A 20464-nucleotide genomic window follows, 5' to 3' on the forward strand; every position below is an offset into this window, starting at 1 on the left:
ATGTCCGGGGCAACCGCCAGCAAGCGTGTTCTGAAGACGACCGTGGCGGCCGCCGCGGCGGGCGTCGTCGTGTTCGCGCCCCTGGCCCCGCACGCCGAGGGCGCAGGGCCGCGATCGGGCGATCCGGTCGAGATCCGCGTCGGCGCCAACGCCGGCTTCACCAAGGTCGAATTCGCCGGGGCCGTCGGCTCGCGCGCCCGGGTGCGCCAGGACGGCCGCGCCGTCATCATCCGCATCGGCACGACTGCCGCCCCCGACGTCAGCCGCCTGCGCGTCGATCCGCCCAAGGGGGTCGAGAAGGTCGAGACCCGCGCGGCCGCGGGCGCCACCGAACTGATCCTGACCCTGGCCGAGGGGGCGGGCGTCCGCTCCGGCGCGGCCGACGGGGCGGTCTGGCTCAACCTCTATGCGCCGGGCGCTGTTCCCGAGGGCGCCAAGCCGACGGTCGTGCCCGCCGGCGGCGCCGTGCCCGTGACCGCCGAGGTCAAGGACGAGACCACCCGCCTGACTTTCCGCTGGGCCGCGCCCGTGGGCGCCGCCGTCTTCCGGCGCGGCGACGCGGTCTGGGTGGTGTTCGACGCCGCCGCCCGCATGAACATGCCGGCCGCCGCCAAGGCGGGCGAGGCGGGCAAGGCCCGCTGGGCCGCCGGTCCCGACTTCACCGCCATCCGCATTCCCGTCGGCGAGGGCCAGACGGTTTCGGCCCGTGCCGACGGCGCCGCCTGGATCGTCACCCTGGGCGGACCCGCATCGAGCGTGACCGGGGTCGAGATCGGCCGCGACGACAGCGTCCAGACGGCGCTGACCGCGCGCATGGCCGGGGCCACCAAGACCGTCTGGCTGACCGATCCCATGGTCGGCGACCGTTTCGCCGCCGTCACGGCCCTGGCCCCCGGCAAGGGGATGTCGAAGGGGCGCCGCACCGTCGACCTGGCCCTGCTGCCCACCGCCCACGGCCTGGCGGTCGAGACCCCGACCGACGACCTGACGGTCAAGGCCGAGGGCGACATCGTCACCCTGTCGCGGCCCCAGGGCCTGCGCCTGTCGCCGCCGACCGTGGGGCTGGAGGCCGCCGCCGCCGAAACCCACGCCCCGCGCGCCGCCGTCCGCCCGGCCCTGATCATCGCCGACTGGACCGATCTGGGCGAAGAGAGCTTCGGCGCGCGTCACCGTACGCTGCAAATGGCCGCTGAACTGGAAAGCGGCCGCGCCGCCGACGACCCCCGCGCGCCCATCGAATCCCGTATGGCCTACGCCCGCTTCCTGGTCGGACAGGGGTTGGGTTACGAGGCGATCGGCGTGCTGAACGCCCTGGTCAAGCAGACCCCGGCCATGCAGGGCGTGGCCGAGGTGCGCGGCCTGCGCGGCGCCGCCCGCGCCTCGATCGGCCGTCTGGCCGAGGCCGAGGCCGACTTCTCCGCCGGCGCCCTGGCCGGCGATCCGTCCACCCGCGTCTGGCAGGGCTATATCGCCGCCCAGCGCAGCGACTGGGCCACGGCGCGTCAGGGCTTCGCCGCCGGGGCCGGCGTCATCGACAACTTCACGCCCGAGTGGCGCGCCCGCTTCGGCGCGGCCCACGCCCTGGCCGCGGTCGAGACCGGCGATCTGGACGCCGCGCGCGAGCTGCTGGCCTATGTCTTCAGCCAGCCGGGCGTCTCGGCGCCGGATCAACTGAGCGCGCGTCTGGTCCAGGCCAAGCTGTTCGAGCTGGAACAGAAGCCCGCGCACGCCCTGGCCCTCTACAAGGCCGTGGCCCGCGCCCCGCTGGACGGCATTTCGACGCCCGCCCGTCTCGGCGTCGTCCGCCTGGAAATGGCCAAGGGGACGCTGAAGCCCGACGCGGCGGCGGCCCAGTTGGAGGGGCTGAAGTGGCGTTGGCGCGGCGACGCGACCGAACTGGCCGTGATCCGCAGCCTGGGCGAGCTTTACCTGTCGCAGGGCCGCTATCGCGAGGCCCTGACCACGCTGAAGGCGGCGGGCCGCAAGATCGTGGTCCTGCCGGGCGGCAGCCAGCTTCAGGCTGATCTGGACAACGCCTTCCGCGCCCTGTTCCTGGACGGCGCCGCCGACGGCCTGCAGCCGGTGCAGGCGCTCGCCCTCTTCTTCGATTTCCGCGAACTGACCCCGGTCGGCGCCGACGGCGACGAGATGGTGCGGCGTCTGGCCCGGCGCCTGATCGACGTCGACCTGCTGGATCAGGCGGCGGAGCTGCTGAAGTATCAGGCCGACAACCGGCTGGACGGCGTGGCCAAGGCCCAGGTCGCGACCAATCTGGCCGCCGTCTATCTGATGAATCGACAGCCGGAAGAGGCGCTGCAAGCCATCTGGACCTCGCGCACCACGCTTCTGCCCACGGCCATGAACGTCGAACGGCGCGCGCTGGAGGCTCGCGCCCTGATGGAGCTTGGCCGCTACGACCACGCCCTGGAAGTCCTGGGCAAGGACGGCTCGCCCGCCGCTCGCGACGTGCGCGCCGAGATCCTGTGGAAGCAGCAGCAGTGGGGCGCGGCGGCGGCCATCTATGAGCAGCAGCTCGGGAACCGCTACCGCGACGCCCTGATCCCGCTGACGGCCGACGAGGAGAACCGGCTGATCCGCGCCGGGGTCGGCTATTCGCTGGCGCGCGACGGGGGCGGGCTGAACCGGCTGTCGCGCAACTATTCGGGCTTCGCCGACAGGGCGCGTTCGGCGGGGGCGATCCGCATCGCCCTGGCCGGGCTGGACGGCGCCGACGGCTCGGGCCGTCCGCAGGACTTCGCAGCGCTCAGCGCCGGGGCCGACACCTACGCCGGCTGGATCGCGGCCACCAAGGCCGAGTTCAGACAGAAAACGGGCGGAGATCGCGCTGTGACCCCCGCCCGTACCCAGGCGGCCGGGGCCGCCTGACATTTCTCTTTTAAGAGAGGCCCCCCTGACGCCTCGCACGCGGTGCGAGGCTACTTGAGGGGCTGAGCCGGACAGTCCGTGAAATCACGACCCCGTCTGGCCTAAAGGCTTAGCCGTTGACGGCGTCCTTCAGCGGCTTCGACACGCGGAAGCGCACAGCCTTGGAGGCGGCGATCTTGATGGTCGCGCCCGTGGCCGGGTTGCGGCCTTCACGCTCGGCGCGCTCGGCGGTGTCGAACACGCCCAGGTTCGAGATGCGGACGTCCGAACCCGAAACCAGGCTCTTGTGGATGTTCTTGACGATCGCGTCGAGGACGCGGCCGGCGTCGGCCTGCGAGACACCCGCGTCTTTGGCGACGGCGGCGATCAGTTCGGCTTGAGTGGTCATGAGGGTTTTCCCAAAGGTGGTCGCCCGATTCCCGGACGAAGACCGGAGGATCAACACGTGTTTGCCTCAGCTTGGCAAGCCCGGCTGAGCTTGAAAGCCCCTGAGGCTGGGGACTTATCCCCCGCCGGACGCGCGCTGGAAGCTCTCGACCAGGCTTCCCGCCACCAGCCGCCAGCCGTCCACCAGCACGAAGAAGATCAGCTTGAAGGGCAGGCTGACCACCACCGGCGGCAGCATCATCATGCCCATCGACATCAGTACGCTGGCCACCACCAGATCGATCACAAGGAACGGAACAAAAAGAAGAAATCCGATCTCGAACGCCTTCTTCAGCTCGCTGATCATGAAGGCCGGCGTGACCACCCGCAGGGGCAGTTCCTGCACCTCCCTGGGGGGCTCGATTTTCGACAGCCGGGTGAACAGGGCGAGGTCGTCGCGGTCCACCTGGGCCAGCATGAAGGTCTTCACCGGTTCGGACGCCGCATCGAAGGCCTGGGGCAGCTCCATCTGCTGATCCAGCAGGGGGCGGACCCCCGAATCATAGGCGTCCTGCCAGGTCGGGGCCATGACGATGGCGCTCAGGAACAGGGCCAGGGAGACCAGGACGGCGTTGGGCGGCGACTGCTGCATCCCCAGCGCGGTGCGCAGCAGGCTCAGCACCACGATGATTCGCACGAAGCTGGTGGTCATGATGACGATGGAGGGCGCCAGCGACAGCACGGTCATCAGCCCGACCAGCTGCACCACCCGCTGGGTCAGGCCCGCGCCGGTCCCCAGGTCGATGTTGAGGGCGGCCCCGCCCTGGGCCGCCTGCGCCGCCTCCTGCGCCAGGGCGCCCAAAGGCCAGACGAGGCAGAGGGCGGTGGTGATCAGCGACAGCAGGGCGGCGCGCTTCAGCTCGGCGCGGGTCGGCAGGGCGAAGACCTTCTCCCTTCCCCCTCGAGGGGGGAAGGGCCGGGGATGGGGGTGTGTGCGCTGAGATTGACGAGTGCGCGCGTGAGGCGCGACCGTCGGCGTCTCCGGGGCTTGATCGGCGAAGTTCGTGCGAACACCCCCACCCAACCCTCCCCCCTCGAGGGGGAGGGCTTCATTCTGCGGGGCGCTTGGGCGGCTCATTTCGCGTCTCCGGAAGCGCGCGGCTCGGTCAGTTCGCGGCCTTCGCCCAGCAGGATCAGCCGCTCCTCGGCGTCGACGCGCACCAGGACCAGCCGTCTTGCAGGATCCAGCACCAGGGTCTCGATCACCTGCAGCCTTCGTGCCCCGCGCTCGGCCTGGAACTTCGCCAGCACCTGGGGCGCATAGCGACGCGCCGCCCAGGCGGCCAGGCCGATCAGGCCCAGGGTGATGGCCAGGCCGAAGACCGCCCGGAACAGGTCGAGGAAATTCATGCGGATTCACGGCCCCAGACGCGAAGGGATGCGACGCGCACAGGTGCGCCGCTTCGCCCGCACGTTTCGCGCCTCGTGGTTAACGGTGCGTTTAGGAACACGGAATATTAACCATGCAGGCGGCAAATTCTGCCGATCAACCGTTCGAGGGGGACCGCGTGTCCGTCACCGACATTCCGCTGCTGAACCAGATCAAGGGCCGTCTCGGATGGCTCGACGATCGTCAGCGCGTGATCGCCCAGAACGTCGCCAACTCCGACACCCCCGGCTACATGGCGCGCGACCTGAAGACGCCGAGCGACTTCGCCGAGGCCATGCGCACGGGCGGGGGCCTGAAGATGGCCGCCACTAACGCCCGCCACATCGCCCCGCCGGGTCAGGCCGCGCGCTTCGACTCGGTCAATACGCCGGATTCCGAGACCACGCTGGACGGCAATTCGGTCGTGGTCGAGGAGCAGATGCTCAAGATGGCCGAGAGCCGCATGGCCTATGACGCCGCCATCGGCTTCTACCAGAAGTCCATGCAGATGATCCGCATGGCCGCCAAGAAGCCCGGCCTCTGAGGGAGAGTGAGCCATGCCTGATCCCGTCAACGGCCGTCCCGTCACCCCGCGCAACAACGCCATGGCCGTCGCCTCCAGCGCGCTGAAAGCCCAGCAGTCGCGGATGCGGGTCATCGCCGAAAACATCGCCAATGCGGAATCCACCGCCAACGTCGCCGGCGGCCAGCCCTATCGCCGCCAGACCCCGGTGTTTCAGGCCCGCAACGTCAACGGCGCGACCGGCGTGGTCCTGGCCGAGGTCCGCCCGGACCAGAGCGACTTCCGCTTGGAATACGACCCCTCGCACCCGGCGGCCAACGCCGAGGGCTATGTCCAGCGCCCCAACGTCGACACCCTGGTCGAGGCCATGGACATGCGCGAGGCGCAGCGCGCCTACGAGGCCAACCTGAACGTCATCGAGACGGCGCGGAACATGGAGTCCCGCACCCTCGACATCATCAAGAAGTAAGGGCTAGCCCATGAACCCCATGATGGCGGCCAAGGCCTATGCAGCGGTTCAGGGCGGGGCCATGCCCAGCGCCCCGTCGGCGGCCGCGGCGACCCAAGGTCCCGGCTTCTCCGAACTGCTGCAAGGCGTGATGAACTCGACGACGCAGCAGACGCGCGGCGCCGAAACCCAGATGGCCCAGATGGTCCAGGGCCAGGGCAGCCTGATCGACGTCGTCACCGCCGTCTCCTCGGCCGAAGCCTCGCTGGAAACCGTCATGGCGGTGCGCGATCAGGTCATCTCGGCCTATCAGGAAATCATGCGGATGCCGATCTGACGGCAGACCATACACGCCGTCATCCCGGGGCCGCGCAGCGGAACCCGGGATCCAGACCGTAGGACATCCATCGCCGCCGCCGGTTCTCGCTGACCCGCCTGGACCCCGGATCGTCCCTGCGGGCCGTCCGGGGTGACGGCAAGAAGGCGGGGATCGAACCCCGCCGCCAGAAGTTCTCTCCTGCATCAGGGAGAGACGTCATGCTCAAGAACAAGAATTCCTCGGCCATCGTCGCGGTGAAGGACATCGCTCGGGCCAAGGCCTTCTACTCCGACGTGCTGGGCCTGAACCTGGCCGACACCTCGATGGAGGACATGCTGGGCTATCGCACCGGCAACACCTGGCTGACGGTCTACAAGTCCGACTTCGCCGGCACCAATCAGGCCAACGCCGTCACCTGGGACGTCGGCGTCGAGCTGGAGGACATCATCGCCTGGCTCAAGGCCAAGGGGGTGGTCTTCGAACACTACGACGGCATGGACCGCCAGGGCGACGTCCACCACTGCGGCGCCCTCCGTCTGGCCTGGTTCAAGGACCCCGACGGCAATGTCCTGCATCTGATGGGCGCGACGGGCTAACCCTCCAGCGAGACCACCGGCTCCTTGATCTCGGCGCGGGCGTGGCCGCGTTTCTTCAGCCAGGCGCGGATGCGTTTCTGGATCGGATTGTCGACGCCGTAGTGGAACAGGAAGGCGAAGACGAAGGCCGCGCCGACGCCCATGACCCATAGACCCCAGCGCCAGGCCTCGCCCAGGCTCAGCTTGTTCGCCGTGGCCTCGGCCAGACCGAACCAGCCGATGCGGACGACTTCGTTGGAGATGAACATGGAGAAGGAGACGACCGCCGCCTGCTCGATCAGCTTGGACGGCCGGTTCACCGGCACGGCGCCCGCCGCCAGGATGATGATGGAGATGAAGGTCAGCGAGATCAGGGCGTGCTTGTCGAAATACTGCACCACCGCCAGGCCGATCGAGGCCAGCAGCAAGGCCCAGCCGGCCAGGCGCGGATTGATCCAGACGCCCTGCGCGAACCAGGCCAGCCCCATGCCCAGCACGAACAGGGGCAGGGCGCGCCAGATGCCGAGGTTCAGCGGCATCTGATAAACGGGGTATTTCAAGATGGCCCAGCTCAGTTCATTGGCCGCCAGATAGCCGACCACCACCAGGCCCAGCGCCATCCACGGCCCGACCCGCGTCAGGCCGCGCAGCACCCAGGGGAAGGCCAGGTAGCAACCCAGCAGGGCCGAAATCGACCAGCTGGGCGCGTTCCAGCCCAGACCGCCATAGACGCCGAACGACTGCACCAGCGCCAGCTGGGCCGGCAACTGGTCCCAGGCGAACCACTCCGGATGGCTGGGCGGCAGGCCGACGGCCGTGCCCAGCAGCACCATGGCGACCAGCAAGCCCCCCATGATCAGATGGGCCGGAAACACCCGCAGCGACCGCTTGAGGAAGAAGTCCGTCCTGGACATCCGCCCGCTGGCGACCGAGGCGGCGTAGACCCGCATCAGCACATAGCCGCTGTCGATCAGGAAGAAGTTGGTCAGCAGGAAGCCGCCCCGCTCGAACACCGGGTGCAGGCCCTCGGCCAGGGGCACGGGCGCCGAGGCCTGGAAGTGGTGCAGGATGATCAGCGCGGCCACGATGAAACGCAGCGCATCCAGCCACCCGCCGCGCATGATCGGCGGTGGCTCATTGTGAGACGAAAACGCGCTCCAACCCATGATGACGACTCCTTCGGGCTGCGCCACGCAAGAAGGGGGCCGTCAGTCGGCGCGACGCTCGCGCCAGATCAGCGCATCCGCCTCGATCCGTCCAATCCAGTCCGACTTGCAGTCGCTGTAGGCGGACTTGTCCTGCGGGCAGAGGTCCCGGCACCGCATCTTCTCGCGTTCATAGGCGGCGGCGATGTCGGGATGCCCACGCAGGTAGTCGCGAAACGCCAGGTGCCGCGTAATCTCGAAGGAACCGCCTTCATAGGCGTGGGCCTGGATCAGGCGACGTCCGGTCGCGGGATCGCTGCGGGTGCAGTAGCGGCGCCCGGCAAGCCCGCCTTCGCCCCTCCATCGATAGCCCAGCCTCTCCATCGCCTCTCGCTGCAGATCCAGCGCGGCCAGGGAGGCGACGACGGGCATCAGGTCCAGCACCGGCTTGGCGACGATGCCGGGGATGGCGGTCGATCCGATGTGGTGGACGGTCAGCAGGTTGGGACCCAGCGCCGCCGCCAAGGCGCGGGCCTCGGCGCGGACCTGTTCGGCCCATTGCGGATCATGCGGGACCAGTCGGACCAGGGGTTTCAACATCCTCGGCCCCCTTCAGGTCGCCGCCGCCTTTAGCTCCGCACCAGCCGCAGGAACTCCTCGCGGGTGCGGGGGTCTTCGCGGACGGTGCCCAGCAGGCAACTGGTCGACAGGCTGGCGCCGGGGACGTCGACGCCGCGCATGGTCATGCAGCTGTGCTCGGCCTCGATGACCACGCCGACGCCGTGGGGGCGCAGGACGTCCTGGATGGCGTTGGCGATGTCGGAGGTCATCTTCTCCTGGATCTGCAGGCGGCGCGCGAAGCCGCGCACCACGCGGGCCAGCTTGGAGATGCCGACGACGCGGTCGGTCGGCAGATAGCCGACGTGGGCCACGCCGACGACCGGCAGCATGTGGTGCTCGCAGAAGCTGACGAAGCGGATGTTCTTCAGCACGACCAACTCGTCGTAGCCGCCGACCTCCTCGAAGGTCTTCTCCAGATATTCGCGCGGCTCGACCTCATAGCCCTGGAACAGCTCGCGATAGGACTTGGCCACCCGCTTGGGCGTCTCCACCAGGCCCTCGCGGTCGGGGTTGTCGCCCGCCCACTGGATCAGGGTGCGAACGGCGGCTTCGGCTTCGGCCTGCGAGACGGAGGGTTTGTGCGCGTGGTCGGTCATGGCTTGTCCATATAGCCGGACATGGCGATCAATCCAGCCGTCAGATGGGCGATGGGGCGAAACGGACCGTGCGCCTCGGCGGACAGCGAGCGCCTTGTCTCCTTTCGCGACCCTTTCATCGCTCATCCCGGCGAAGGCCGGGGTCCAGATCGAATGGCGGCTCGGTCAGACGTGAGGGGCTGGGTTGCGTCTTCTGAACAAGCGTCGCGCCCTACAATCTGGATCCCGGCCTTCGCCGGGACGAGCGGGCAGGGGGCGCCTCAAGGGGAGAAGGAAGAAAGCGCGTTCCTAAACGGCCTGTTAACCATCCTGTCGGCATTTTCTGCCGAGTTCCCGGGAGTGGTCGATGAACGGCGCCGAAGTTCTGGATGTGGGCCGTGACGCCATCTGGCTGACGATTCAGCTGTGCGCGCCCGTGCTCGTCGTCGGCCTGGTGGTCGGCGTGGTCATCGGCCTGTTTCAGGCCCTGACCCAGATCCAGGAGCAGACCCTGATCTATGCGCCCAAGATCATCGCCATCTTCGTGTCGCTGCTGCTGTTCCTGCCGCTGATGGGGGCGCTGCTGGGCGCCTTCATGCGCCAGATCGCCGCCCGCATCGCCGGGATGTAGGTCGCACGTGGAGCCTTACGCGACCGCCGATCAGGTCTGGGCCGGCGGGCTGATCTTCGCGCGGGTCGGCGCGATCCTGATGACCATTCCCGGCATTGGTGAATCCTATGTGCCGCCGCGCGTGCGTCTGTCGCTGGCGCTGCTGCTGTCGCTGGTGCTGTGGCCGCTGGTGGCGGGGACGCTGCCGGCTCTGCCGCCGACCCTGGGGGGCATGGTCGGCTGGATCATCCGCGAGGTGCTGACCGGCCTGGCCATCGGCGTCATCCTGCGCAGCTTCATGACGGCCCTGGTCACGGCGGGCGAGATCGTCTCGGCGCAGACGACCCTGGGCTTCGCCCAGACGGCCAACCCGCTTCAGGCCTCGCCCGGCTCGACCCTGTCGGCCTTTCTGATGCTGCTGGGGGTGACGCTGATCTTCGCCACTGACACCCATCACCTGTTCATCGCCGGGATCCTGGGGTCCTATGAGGCCATCTCTCCGGTCAAGCCGCTGATCGCCGCCGACTTCGCGGCCATGGCGGTCAAGACCCTGGGGCAGAGCTTCATGCTGGGGGTGCAACTGGCGGCGCCGGTGCTGGTCTTCGCCCTGATCTTCAACCTGGCGTCCGGTCTGGTGGCGCGGGTCATGCCGTCGTTTCAGGTCTATTTCGCCGCCGCCCCGCTCAGCGTCCTTCTGGGTCTGTCGATCTTCGCCCTCAGCCTGGGGGTGATGGGGACCATCTTCATCGACCGCTATCGCGCCGCGGCGCGGGTGTTCGTGGGAGGCGCGCTTGGCTGAAGGCGCCGATCCCGAGTCCAAAACCGAAGAGGCCTCCCCACGCAAGCTTGAGGAGGCCCGCAAGAAGGGCGACGTCGCCAAGTCGCCGGATGTGGCGGCGGCCATGTCCCTGGCGGGGGCGGCGGCGGTGCTGCTGATCGGCGGCGGCTATTTCTCGCAGCAGATGGCCGAGGACCTGCTGCCCTTCCTGGCCGAGCCTCACGCCATGATCGGCGGGCTGGAGACCGGGGCGGGCGTCGAGATCGGCATGCGCGCCGTCTGGGCCGTGGCGCCCTTCCTGGCGGCCCTGATGCTGGCGGTCATCATCGGCGGGGTGGGCGGCAACCTGGCTCAGTCGGGCATTCTGTTCACCGCCGAGAAGATCAAGCCCAAATGGTCGGCGGTGAACCCGCTGGAGGGGGTCAAGCGCATCTTCGGCCCGGACGGCATCGTCCAGTTCATCAAGACCTTCCTCAAGCTGGTGGCCATCGGCGCCGTCTGCTGGTGGGTGCTCAAGCCCCACGCCCGCGAGTTCGAGAACCTGGCGGCCATGAGCCCGGCCATGATCCTGCCCTTCGCGCGCGATCTGGCGGGGTCGCTGATGATCTCGGCCCTGATCTTCCTGGCCTTCACCGCCGGCGCCGACTTCATCTGGCAGAAGTTCCGCTTCGCCAAGCGGATGCGGATGACCAAGGAGGAGATGAAGGAGGACTTCAAGCAGTCCGAAGGCGACCCGCACGTGAAGGCCAAGCTGCGCCAGATCCGCATGCAGCGCAGCCGCCAGCGCATGATGCAGGCCGTGCCGACCGCCACCGTCATCGTCACCAACCCGACCCACTATTCGGTGGCCCTGCGCTACGAACCGGATCAGGGCGACGGCGCCCCGATCTGCGTCGCCAAGGGCGTCGATGCGCTCGCTCTGCGCATCCGCGAGGTGGCCAAGGAGCACGACGTGCCGATCGTCGAAAACGTGCCCCTGGCCCGCGCCCTCTATGCGGCGGTCGAGGTCGACGACGTGATCCCGCGCGAACATTTCGAGGCGGCGGCCAAGGTGATCGGCTTCGTCATGCAGGGGCGGAAGCGGCGGTGATCGTAGCGCATTCAATCCTCCCCCGTGCAACGGGGGAGGGGGACCGCCGCAGGCGGTGGAGGGGGCGGCTTCAGGCTGACCCTTCATTCATTCCGCACCTGCGCTCGCGTGCCGGTTTCGCCACGAGGCATCCTGACCTCGCCCCCTCCACCATGCTGCGCATGGTCCCCCTCCCCCGCTGCGCAGGGGAGGATCGTTCTCTCGTTAGGGCGCAGGAACGAGCTTCGGTATGCTGACGACCACTGATTCGCGCGGGCGAGGCGCCATGACCGTTCCCAAGACGAAAGCGGCGACGACGCGCCGTCCGACCTTTGATCCCCTGCTGGTGCTGATGGCGCTGGGCTTCGCCCTGGCGGTCGCGGCCATGGTCTATCCGGCGTTCCGGACCAATGCGATGACGGCGCCGGGGCTGATCCTGATCTTCGCCGCAGGGGCCACGGCCCTGATCTGGCTGTTCGCCTTCGGTCGGGCCGAGGTGCGCCGCGCCAGCGGCGACACGGCGGTCGAGATGCTGGACGCCATGGCCGAGCCCGCCGCCCTGGTCTGGCCGTCCGGTCAGGTGCTGGCCTACAACGGCGCCTGGGCCGAGGAGAACGGCGCGACCACCGCCCTGCCGCGCGGCAAGTCGGCCCAGGCCCTCTACATGGCCTTCGCCCAGGCCCGCGAAGGTCATCAGGGCCGCGCCATCGTCCAGATCGGCGCCCGCGAGATCGAGGTCCTGATCGGTCAGGCGGGGCAGGGGCGTTTCCTGGTCCGCGCCGCGCCCGACGCCGTCCTGCCGGTGCCGCAGACCGCGCCCGTCGTCGCCCCGGCCAAGGTCAGCGGCGAGGCCCGCGCCATGGCCGCCGGCGCCCCCTTCGGCTCGACCGTCATCGCCGGCGACGACCTGTTCGCGGGCAAGGCCGAGGACTCCAACGCGGCGCTCGCCGTCCTGACCGGGCCCGCCGCCTCGGGCGACGCCGCCTTCGGCCACCTGTTCGACCTGGCGGGCGTGACCGAGGCCAAGACCAAGCTGGCCGCCGGGTCTTCCGGCCCGATCGAGCTGGTGGCCCGCGCCTATCCCGACCGTCACCTGCACCTCTATGTCGCGCCCGAAGGCGACAAGCGCCGCGTCTGGCTGTTCGACGTCTCGTCGCAGAAGTCGATGGAGCTGCAGCTGTCGCAGGCCCAGAAGATGCAGGCCGTGGGCCAACTGGCCGGCGGCGTGGCCCATGACTTCAACAACCTGCTGACCGCCATCCAGATGCAGCTGTCCGAGCTGCTGGAGCGCCACCCGGTCGGCGATCCCTCCTATGACGGGCTGAACCAGATCCGCCAGACCGGCATCCGCGCCGCCGATCTGGTGCGCAAGCTGCTGGCCTTCTCGCGCAAGTCCACGGTGCGGCGCGAGCGTCTGGACCTGGGCGAACTGGTCGGCGAGTTCGCCGTCCTGCTGCGCCGTCTGCTGCGCGAGGACGTGCGGCTGGAAACCGACTACGGCCGCGACATGCCTCTGGTCCTGGCCGACAAGAGCCAGCTGGAAACCGCCGTCATGAACCTGGCGGTCAACGCCCGCGACGCCATGCGCGGCGTGGTCGAGCCGGGCGCGGGCGTGGTGATCATCAAGACCCGCCGCCTGACCGAGGGCCAGGCCCGCGACATGGGCTGGCGCGAGGCCGCGGGCGAGATCGCCCTGATCGAGGTGTCCGACACCGGCCCCGGCGTGCCGCCCGAACTGCTGGACAAGATCTTCGAGCCCTTCTTCACCACCAAGGCGGTCAACGAAGGCACCGGCATGGGCCTGGCCACCGTCTATGGCATCGTCCAGCAGGCGGGCGGCCATATCAGCGTGACCAACCTCGAAGGGGCCGGCGCCGCCTTCCGCATCTTCCTGCCCGCCGCCTCGGCCGAGGAACTGGTCGCCGCCCCCGTGGTCGAAAAGGCGGTCAAGGCCGCGCCGCGCGACCTGTCGGGCGCCGGCCGCATCCTGTTCGTGGAAGACGAGGCCGCCGTGCGCGGCATCGCCGCCCGCCTGCTGCGTCAGCGCGGCTATGAAGTGATCGAGGCCTGCGACGGCGAGGAGGCCCTGATCCTGGCCGAGGAATGGGCCGGTCAGATCGACATGATGATCTCCGACGTCATCATGCCGGGGCTGGACGGTCCGTCCTTGCTTCGGAAGGCGCGGCCCTTCCTCGGCGACGCCCCGGTCATGTTCATCTCGGGCTATGCCGAAAGCGACTTCTCGGACCTGCTGCAGGACGAGACCGGCGTCTCCTTCCTGCCCAAGCCCCTGGACATCAAGACCCTGGCCGAGCGCGTGAAGCAGGAACTGCACGCGGGCTGAAACGCACCGCGTGCGGCGCCAAGCATCGACTAGGCGTCGCCGCCTGTCTGAGTGCGTTGCGTTGTCGTGGTGCGCTCACCGTTCGGCCCGGTGGTCGGAGTGGTCGTCGTCGTGGTGGTCCGCTCCCACACCGTGCAGTTGATGGACGAGCCGCCGCCCGGTTGCGGCGTGGTTCGGCATCGGGCGTCAGCGTCCGCCGAGCGAAGGGGTTCCATCGGGCCGGTCGAGCAGGCGGAGAGCGCCAGCCCGGTCGCCAAGACTGCGCAGAATCGCAGCATGGTGACGCCCCTTCACAACTCCAGTTCAAGATAGTCTGCCTGACTTGGCGCGCTGCACAAGCGTCGCCCGCTGTCGCGCCCGATCCACCTCCCATCGCTGCGCGACAGGGAGGAAAGCGGTCTCAGAGAACGAAAAACTGAACAAACTCCGCCGTAAAGCCTTGGGTCTTTCGTGCGCGGCCCTAGATAGGGGCCAGACGAATCAAAACCCCCAAGAGGACGCTCCCCATGGCCTTCACCCTGCCCCCGCTGCCCTACGCCCACGACGGCCTGGAGCCCGCCATCGACAAGGAGACGATGGGCTTCCACTACGACAAGCACCATCAGACCTATGTCGACAACCTGAACAAGGCCGTCGCCGCCGCGGGCATCGAAGGCCAGTCGTTCGACGAACTGTTCGCCAAGATGTCGACCCTGCCGGTCGCCGTGCGCAACAACGCCGGCGGCGTGTGGAACCACACCTTCTTCTGGAACGGCCTGGCCCCCGTCGGCACGGGCGGCGCGCCCTCGGCTGAACTGGCCGCCGCCATCGACGCCGACCTGGGCGGCATGGACGCCTTCAAGGAGGCCTTCAACGCGGCTGGTCTGGGCCGTTTCGGCTCGGGCTGGGCCTGGCTGATCGTGCAGGACGGCAAGCTGAAGATCATCTCTACGCCGAACCAGGACAACTCCCTGATGGACTTCGCCGAGGAGAAGGGCGCGCCCCTGCTCGTCGCCGACGTCTGGGAGCACGCCTACTACCTGAAGTACCAGAACCGCCGCGCCGAGTTCCTGGCCGCCTTCTGGTCCATCGTGAACTGGAACAAGGTCAACGAGCTGTACGCCGCCGCCAAGGGCTGAAACCCCCGCGCGGCTTGACTCCGGAGGGGCGGGCCTTCATAAGCCCGCCCTTCTCGCATCGGGTTTCGGCCCGAGGCGCGAACTGACTACGGACGATGCGTGGACCGCCGTTGAGATCGCCGCTCCAATCGGGGAGGGGCCGGGCCGCATCAGCATGAAGAGTGACCTATGTCCAAGCGCCATAGCGCCAAGTACAAAATCGACCGCGCCATGGGTGAAAACCTGTGGGGCCGCGCCAAGTCGCCGGTCAACAAGCGTTCGTACGGCCCCGGCCAGCACGGCCAGCGTCGTAAGTCGAAGGTTTCGGACTTCGGCCTGCAGCTGAAGGCCAAGCAGAAGCTCAAGGGCTACTACGGCAACATCACCGAGAAGCAATTCTCGGCCATCTACGCCGAAGCCGGCCGCCGCAAGGGCAACACCTCGGAAAACCTGATCGGTCTGCTGGAATCGCGCCTGGACGCCATCGTCTACCGCGCCAAGTTCGTCCCGACCGTCTGGGCCGCTCGCCAGTTCGTCAGCCACGGCCACGTGACCGTCGACGGCAAGAAGGTCGACATCGGTTCGTACCGCGTCAAGCCGGGCCAGGTCATCGAGGTCAAGGAAAAGTCGCGCAACATGGCTCTGGTGCTCGAAGCCCAGCAGTCGTCGGAACGCGATGTGCCTGACTACCTGGAACAGGGCGACCGCGGCTTCTCGATCCGCTACGTGCGCGTGCCGGAACTGTCGGACGTGCCGTACCCGGTCAAGATGGAACCGAACCTGGTCGTCGAATACTACTCGTCCTGATTTCAGGCGTTCGACGATAGAGTTGATGGAAGCCCCGGTGCGAACCGGGGCTTCTTTCTTATTCAGGATCGCCTGTTCCCTTGGGGAAGGAAGCGGGGCATCCTGACCGGGCGGACAACCGCCCCGGAAGGCCGAGATGAGACGAACCATCGCCCTTTGCGCCGTCGCCGCCGTCGCCGTCCTGGCGGGCGCTTGCGCTGTGAGCGGAGCCTCGGACGTGCGCGCCGCCGGCATGCCGGGGCAGCTGGAACCGATCCACGCCGCCGCCTTCACCCGCGATCTGGCGGTCTTCTGGGTCAGTTCGAACGGCTGCACCAGCAAGGCGGACGTCAAACCCTTCATCACCCGTCTGCGCGACAGCGCGGTCATCACCCTGCGCCGGGTGGACGAGGACCGCTGCGCCGACCCCAGGGCCGAAGGGGTGCAGCTGCAGTGGACGTTCGAGGAGTTGGGGATCGCCCCAGGTTCCGAGGTGTCGGTCAACAACCCCTATATGATGCGCCAGGACGACAAGCCGAAAGAGGCGTCCTGACCCGCCGCCTCGCGGCAAGGCTTCGTTAGCCATTCCGGACGACGCCGGATTAAGGAATGCGCCGGTACAGGTGCAGTCCCCCCCTGTGTCGTGTTCCGTCGGATTTCATGCGTATCGTAGATTGCCTGACCAACGCCCATAACCTGGCGCTGGTCGCCCTGGCCGCCCTTGTCTGCGTGCTGGGCAGCTGGATCACCGTCAGCCTGCTGAAGCGGGTCCGCAGCACGCGGGCCAGGGCGCGCGCCGCCTGGGTCTTCCTGGGCTCGGTCGCGGGCGGCGCCACGGTCTGGTGCACCCATTTCGTCGCCATGATCGCCTATGAGCCGGGGGTTCAAGTCACCTATGAGCCCGGCCTGACCGGCCTGTCCCTGTTTGTCGCCATCTGCGGCTGCGGCGCGGCCTTGTTGACGGGTTCGCTGCGTTTTCGCGGCTCCGCCCTGGTCGGGGGGATGCTGTTCGGCCTGACCGTGGCCGCGATGCACTTCATCGGCATGGCGGCCTTCGCCGTCGACGCCGTGATCCAGTGGTCCGCAGCCTATGTCGTCGCCGCCGTCGCCGGCTCGCTGCTGTTCGGCGCCCTGGCCTTCAAGACCGAGAAGCTGGCGACGACCGCCCGCGGCGGCTGGCTGGCGGTCCTGTTCATGGTCCTGGGCATCGTCGTCCTGCATTTCACCGCCATGTCGGCCATGACCATCCTGCCCTTCGCGCCGCTGGATGGCGTCCTGACGGGGGATGACGCCAAGCACGCCATCGCCATCGGCGTGGCCGGGGTCGGCCTGCTGGTGCTGGGCGCCGGCGCCGCCAGCTATGCGCTGGACAATCAGTCGCGGGGCCAGGCCGAGATCCGCCTGCAGCACCTGATCGAAGGCGGCGTGGACGGCGTGGCGATCGAACGCGACGGCGTCATCATCGGCGTGAACAGCGCCCTGCTGAAACTTGTGGGCGTCGAGCGCGAGGTCATGATCGGCCAGAGCCTGTCGCGCTGGGCCGAGGACGTCGCGCGTCTGGTCGACCGCGACATGGTCCAGTCGTCGCTGAAGACCGCCTTGGGCGAGGTCCTGCCGGTCGAACTGGCGGCCAAGCGCGACCATGCCAGCGAGGGCGTGGTCATGATCTACGCCGTGCGCGACCTGCGCGCGCGCCAGGCGCAGGAGCGCCGCATCGCCCACCTGGCCCGCAACGACAGCCTGACCGGCCTGCCCAACCGCGCCTCCTTCCTGGAGCGGCTGACCCGCCAGACGGCCACGATCAAGCCGGGCGAGACCCTGGCCCTGTTCGCTCTCGACCTGAACCGCTTCAAGGAGGTCAACGACCTCTATGGCCACGCCGTCGGCGACCAACTGCTGTGCCGCATCTCGGACCACCTGCGCGAGGCGCTGAAGGACGGCGAGTTCGTCGCCCGACAGGGCGGGGACGAGTTCGTGGCCATGGCCCCGGTCGCCTCGCGCGCCGAGGCTCTGGCCGTGGCCGAGCGCCTGCGCGCCGCCGTCATCCGGCCGGTCAACATCGAGCACGCCGACCTGTCCTGCGGGGCCAGCATCGGCGTCTCCCTGTGGCCCGAGGACGCCGACGACCTGTCGACCCTGATCAACAACGCCGACCTGGCCATGTATCGCGCCAAGGGCTCGCTGACGGTCGACATCTGCTTCTATGAGGCGGACATGGATCAGGCCGTGCGCGCGCGCCGCCGCGTCACCCAGGCCCTGCGCGAAGCCCTGGATAACGAACAGTTCGAACTGCACTATCAGGTCCAGGCCTCGGTCGAGACCGGCAAGGCGACGGGCTACGAGGTCCTGCTGCGCTGGAAGGACGAGGACGGCCGCAACATCCCGCCGTCCGACTTCATCCCCGTGGCCGAGGAGACGGGCCTGATCCTGCCGATCGGCGAATGGGTGCTGCGCCAGGCCTGCAAGCAGGCCGCCGCCTGGGCCGAGCCGCACCGCATCGCCGTCAATCTGTCGCCGGTGCAGCTGGGTCACGTGGACCTGCCGCGTCTGGTGCATCAGGTCCTGCTGGAGACGGGGCTGGACGCCTCGCGTCTGGAGCTGGAGATCACCGAGACGGCCATGATCAGCGACATGGAGCGCACCACCCATGTGCTGCGCCAGCTGAAGGCGCTGGGCGTCACCATCGCCATGGACGACTTCGGCACCGGCTATTCCTCGCTGTCGACCCTGCGGGCCTTCCCCTTCGACAAGATCAAGCTGGACCGCTCCTTCATGACCGAACTGGACGGCGCGGCGCCCCAGTCGCGGGCCATCATCCGCGCCGTCCTGACCATCGGGGAGAGCCTGTCGATCCCCGTCCTGGCCGAGGGTGTCGAGACGCCGGAGCAACTGGCCTTCCTGCGCGCCCAGGGCTGCAACGAGGTGCAGGGCTATCTGCTGGGCCGACCCCAGCCGGAAGCCGACGCCCTGATGAACGGCGCCGCCACGCCGCCCTTCTCGTCCGAAAAGGCCGAGGCTTCGGCCGCGGCCTGACGGGCGGGGCGGTCCAGGCGGCGCCTTTCCGATTATTCACGTGATCCCGAACGGTGACGCTGGCAGTTTGTGGTCAGCCAACTAAGGGGAACACCTATGCGCCGTCTCATCATCGCTCTCGCCGTCGCCGCCGTCGCCGCGCCCATGCTGTCGGGCTGCATCATCATCGCCAGCGAAAAGCCGACCACCCGCGTCATCCACTCGGCCCCCGCCGAGGCCGGCTGATGCGTCTTCTCCCCGCGCTCGCCGCTGTCGCCCTGCTGCCGCTGCTGGGCGGTTGCGTCATCTATTCGAACGAGGACGGGGAGAAGATCTCGGTCATGTCGGACCGTGTCGCCGCCGAGACCGAAACCCTGGAAGCCGTCCGCAAGGTCGATTTCGACGGCCAGAAGCTGAACGTCGTGGTCGGCTCGAACGGCTGCACCGAAGCCTCCGGCTTCGAGGTCAAGATCAAGGACGGCGACCCGGCTGAACTGACCCTGACCCGCCGCGCGCCCGACCTGTGCAAGGCTCTGGTCCGCGAAGGCGTGACCGTCAGCTGGACCTACGCCGAACTGGGCCTGGAAGCCGGCCAGCCGGTCCGGGTGCTGAACCCGATCAGCTTGTAAGAAGCGCAGCTCTTTCCTCCCTGCTTCGTGGGGAGGGGGAGCGCGAAGTATTACTCCGCTCATCCCGGCGAAGGCCGGGATCCAGATCATATGACGAAGGCGCTGGCTTCAAATGGCGCTATTGCGTCACCCACTGTCAGCAGCGCGCCTTACAATCTGGATCCCGGCCTTCGCCGGGATGAGCGGATTCTGGGGTGGCGCTCCTGACTGATCAGCCTCTCCTCAAGGGGAGAAGGGTAAGCTTTACGCCGAAAACGGCCCCAGCATCTCCGCCGGGATGCGGCTGGGCCGCAGGCTCTTGGCCTCGACCAGGCACCATTCCGACACCCCTTGCGCGCACAGGCGGCCTTCGCCGTCCTCGATGCGGACATAGCGGTTGAAGCGCGGCCCCTGCGGGTCGCCGACCCAGGTGCGGGCGACGACGCCGGTCGCGCCCGGCTCGATGCCGCGCAGGTAGTCGATCTCGTGACGCAGGGCGACCCAGGACCATTTGGCGCGCGTCTCCTCGTCGAAGCGCGCGTTCCAGTGGGCCGTGCCGACGTCCTGCAGCCAGCCGACATAGACGACGTTGTTGACGTGGTTGTTCTCGTCGATGTGCTCCGGCCGCACGTCCAGGGGGACGACGAAGACCTCGCGGTCTTCGCGCGGGGTCAGTTGCGGCCGGGCCATCCGGGCTTAGGCTTCGCCGAGGGCGACGCCCTTCTCGACCATCAGGGCCTGAAGCTCGCCGGCCTGGAACATCTCGCGCACGATGTCCGAACCGCCGACGAATTCGCCCTTCACATAGAGCTGGGGGATGGTCGGCCAGTCGGTGAAGGCCTTGATGCCGTCGCGCAGGGCTTCGTCCTGAAGCACGTCGACGCCGACGAAGGCCGCGCCCACGTGGTCGAGGATCTGCACCGCCAGCGAGGAGAAGCCGCAGCGCGGCGAATCCGGCGTGCCCTTCATGAACAGGACCACGTCATGCTCGGCCACGGTGGCGGCGATGAAGGCGTGGACGGGGTCGGCGGCGTCAGCGGTCATTTGATCGGTCACGGTAAGGGGCCTTTCAGCGAAGCCCGTCAGCTAGGCGCCCAATGGGGCCGGGTCAAGGCCGGGGCGACACCATGCCTTTCCTTCCCATTCTATGGGGAGGGGGACCACGCAGTGGTGGAGGGGGCGACTCGACCCCGGATATGGGAGCGCAGATGAGGCCAGCGGCGGCGCCGCCCCCTCCGTCTCGTCGCCTGCGGCTCCGCGCCGCCTCCCCATG

Annotated in this window: 24 protein-coding genes; 15 read left to right on the forward strand and 9 right to left on the reverse strand. The window is 68.5% G+C overall.

What is annotated here, in order from left to right; all coding sequences use genetic code 11:
* Nucleotides 1–2886 carry a tetratricopeptide repeat protein gene (locus AC3IS2_RS02505; RefSeq protein WP_489199101.1) on the forward strand — a complete coding sequence of 962 codons (2886 nt, stop codon included), beginning with the start codon at nucleotides 1–3 and terminating at the stop codon, nucleotides 2884–2886.
* Between the two features lie 109 nt (nucleotides 2887–2995).
* Here AC3IS2_RS02505 and AC3IS2_RS02510 read toward each other — a convergent pair whose 3' ends face one another.
* From AC3IS2_RS02510 to AC3IS2_RS02520, 3 genes are all read right to left on the reverse strand, one after another.
* Nucleotides 2996–3274, reverse strand: a complete 279-nt coding sequence (locus AC3IS2_RS02510) for an HU family DNA-binding protein (RefSeq protein ID WP_105564062.1) — start codon at nucleotides 3272–3274, stop codon at nucleotides 2996–2998.
* A gap of 114 nt (nucleotides 3275–3388) precedes the next feature.
* Entirely contained in the window at nucleotides 3389–4189 is an 801-nt protein-coding gene (gene fliP / locus AC3IS2_RS02515; RefSeq protein WP_489200082.1) for a flagellar type III secretion system pore protein FliP, read from the reverse strand.
* A 197-nt stretch (nucleotides 4190–4386) separates the two neighbouring features.
* Nucleotides 4387–4662 (reverse strand): FliO/MopB family protein, encoded by a 276-nt coding sequence (locus tag AC3IS2_RS02520; RefSeq protein WP_489199102.1) that lies wholly within the window; start codon nucleotides 4660–4662, stop codon nucleotides 4387–4389.
* 158 nt (nucleotides 4663–4820) lie between these two features.
* Between AC3IS2_RS02520 and flgB the strand changes: the two genes are divergently transcribed.
* The 4 genes from flgB (at nucleotide 4821) to AC3IS2_RS02540 (ending at nucleotide 6567) form a co-directional block, all read left to right on the forward strand.
* The gene (gene flgB, locus AC3IS2_RS02525) at nucleotides 4821–5225 is read left to right on the forward strand and encodes a flagellar basal body rod protein FlgB (protein ID WP_489199103.1); all 405 of its coding nucleotides are present in this window, start codon (nucleotides 4821–4823) and stop codon (nucleotides 5223–5225) included.
* Between the two features lie 13 nt (nucleotides 5226–5238).
* Complete coding sequence (gene flgC, locus AC3IS2_RS02530) at nucleotides 5239–5673, forward strand: flagellar basal body rod protein FlgC (protein WP_489199104.1); 435 nt, start codon at nucleotides 5239–5241, stop codon at nucleotides 5671–5673.
* A gap of 10 nt (nucleotides 5674–5683) precedes the next feature.
* Nucleotides 5684–5989 (forward strand): flagellar hook-basal body complex protein FliE, encoded by a 306-nt coding sequence (fliE, locus tag AC3IS2_RS02535; RefSeq protein WP_489199105.1) that lies wholly within the window; start codon nucleotides 5684–5686, stop codon nucleotides 5987–5989.
* Between the two features lie 200 nt (nucleotides 5990–6189).
* Nucleotides 6190–6567, forward strand: a complete 378-nt coding sequence (locus AC3IS2_RS02540) for a VOC family protein (protein WP_489199106.1) — start codon at nucleotides 6190–6192, stop codon at nucleotides 6565–6567.
* Here AC3IS2_RS02540 and AC3IS2_RS02545 read toward each other — a convergent pair.
* The 3 genes from AC3IS2_RS02545 to folE form a co-directional block, all read right to left on the reverse strand.
* Nucleotides 6564–7667, reverse strand: a complete 1104-nt coding sequence (locus AC3IS2_RS02545; RefSeq protein ID WP_489199107.1) for an acyltransferase family protein — start codon at nucleotides 7665–7667, stop codon at nucleotides 6564–6566. The genes AC3IS2_RS02540 and AC3IS2_RS02545 overlap by 4 nt on opposite strands.
* A gap of 87 nt (nucleotides 7668–7754) precedes the next feature.
* Nucleotides 7755–8291: a GrpB family protein gene (locus AC3IS2_RS02550; RefSeq protein WP_489199108.1), complete on the reverse strand. Its 537-nt coding sequence runs from the start codon at nucleotides 8289–8291 to the stop codon at nucleotides 7755–7757.
* A gap of 29 nt (nucleotides 8292–8320) precedes the next feature.
* Nucleotides 8321–8908 (reverse strand): GTP cyclohydrolase I FolE, encoded by a 588-nt coding sequence (folE, locus tag AC3IS2_RS02555; RefSeq protein WP_489199109.1) that lies wholly within the window; start codon nucleotides 8906–8908, stop codon nucleotides 8321–8323.
* Nucleotides 8909–9254: 346 nt separating this feature from the next.
* Between folE and fliQ the strand changes: the two genes are divergently transcribed.
* From fliQ to cckA, 4 genes are all read left to right on the forward strand, one after another.
* Nucleotides 9255–9518, forward strand: coding sequence for a flagellar biosynthesis protein FliQ (fliQ, locus tag AC3IS2_RS02560; RefSeq protein WP_489199110.1), 264 nt, complete (start codon nucleotides 9255–9257; stop codon nucleotides 9516–9518).
* 7 nt (nucleotides 9519–9525) lie between these two features.
* Complete coding sequence (gene fliR, locus AC3IS2_RS02565; RefSeq protein WP_489199111.1) at nucleotides 9526–10296, forward strand: flagellar biosynthetic protein FliR; 771 nt, start codon at nucleotides 9526–9528, stop codon at nucleotides 10294–10296.
* Nucleotides 10289–11365, forward strand: coding sequence for a flagellar biosynthesis protein FlhB (gene flhB / locus AC3IS2_RS02570; RefSeq protein WP_489199112.1), 1077 nt, complete (start codon nucleotides 10289–10291; stop codon nucleotides 11363–11365). Before fliR ends, flhB begins: the two co-directional genes overlap by 8 nt.
* A gap of 265 nt (nucleotides 11366–11630) precedes the next feature.
* Nucleotides 11631–13688, forward strand: coding sequence for a cell cycle histidine kinase CckA (gene cckA / locus AC3IS2_RS02575; protein WP_489199113.1), 2058 nt, complete (start codon nucleotides 11631–11633; stop codon nucleotides 13686–13688).
* A gap of 29 nt (nucleotides 13689–13717) precedes the next feature.
* On the opposite strand, the gene AC3IS2_RS02580 is transcribed toward cckA, so the two are convergent.
* Nucleotides 13718–13903, reverse strand: coding sequence for a hypothetical protein (locus tag AC3IS2_RS02580; protein ID WP_489199114.1), 186 nt, complete (start codon nucleotides 13901–13903; stop codon nucleotides 13718–13720).
* A gap of 291 nt (nucleotides 13904–14194) precedes the next feature.
* Here AC3IS2_RS02580 and AC3IS2_RS02585 point away from each other — a divergent pair, with 291 nt between their 5' ends.
* The 6 genes from AC3IS2_RS02585 to AC3IS2_RS02610 all read left to right on the forward strand — a co-directional run bounded on the left by AC3IS2_RS02585 (nucleotide 14195) and on the right by AC3IS2_RS02610 (nucleotide 19212).
* Nucleotides 14195–14806: a superoxide dismutase gene (locus tag AC3IS2_RS02585; protein ID WP_489199115.1), complete on the forward strand. Its 612-nt coding sequence runs from the start codon at nucleotides 14195–14197 to the stop codon at nucleotides 14804–14806.
* 168 nt (nucleotides 14807–14974) lie between these two features.
* A complete protein-coding gene (gene rpsD, locus AC3IS2_RS02590; protein ID WP_489199116.1) occupies nucleotides 14975–15592 on the forward strand; it encodes a 30S ribosomal protein S4 in 618 nt (205 codons plus the stop codon).
* 136 nt (nucleotides 15593–15728) lie between these two features.
* Nucleotides 15729–16124, forward strand: coding sequence for a hypothetical protein (locus AC3IS2_RS02595; protein ID WP_489199117.1), 396 nt, complete (start codon nucleotides 15729–15731; stop codon nucleotides 16122–16124).
* 107 nt (nucleotides 16125–16231) lie between these two features.
* Nucleotides 16232–18604 carry a bifunctional diguanylate cyclase/phosphodiesterase gene (locus AC3IS2_RS02600; RefSeq protein WP_489199118.1) on the forward strand — a complete coding sequence of 791 codons (2373 nt, stop codon included), beginning with the start codon at nucleotides 16232–16234 and terminating at the stop codon, nucleotides 18602–18604.
* Nucleotides 18605–18700: 96 nt separating this feature from the next.
* Nucleotides 18701–18829, forward strand: coding sequence for a hypothetical protein (locus tag AC3IS2_RS02605; RefSeq protein WP_489199119.1), 129 nt, complete (start codon nucleotides 18701–18703; stop codon nucleotides 18827–18829).
* Nucleotides 18829–19212, forward strand: coding sequence for a hypothetical protein (locus tag AC3IS2_RS02610; RefSeq protein ID WP_489199120.1), 384 nt, complete (start codon nucleotides 18829–18831; stop codon nucleotides 19210–19212). The genes AC3IS2_RS02605 and AC3IS2_RS02610 overlap by 1 nt, the downstream gene beginning before the upstream one ends.
* Nucleotides 19213–19455: 243 nt before the next feature.
* Here AC3IS2_RS02610 and AC3IS2_RS02615 read toward each other — a convergent pair whose 3' ends face one another.
* Nucleotides 19456–19881, reverse strand: coding sequence for a thioesterase family protein (locus AC3IS2_RS02615; RefSeq protein ID WP_489199121.1), 426 nt, complete (start codon nucleotides 19879–19881; stop codon nucleotides 19456–19458).
* A gap of 6 nt (nucleotides 19882–19887) precedes the next feature.
* Nucleotides 19888–20235 carry a Grx4 family monothiol glutaredoxin gene (grxD, locus tag AC3IS2_RS02620; RefSeq protein ID WP_489199122.1) on the reverse strand — a complete coding sequence of 116 codons (348 nt, stop codon included), beginning with the start codon at nucleotides 20233–20235 and terminating at the stop codon, nucleotides 19888–19890.
* Nucleotides 20236–20464: the final 229 nt, after the last annotated feature.

The sequence above is a fragment of the Brevundimonas sp. KH_025 genome (genome assembly GCF_057839885.1).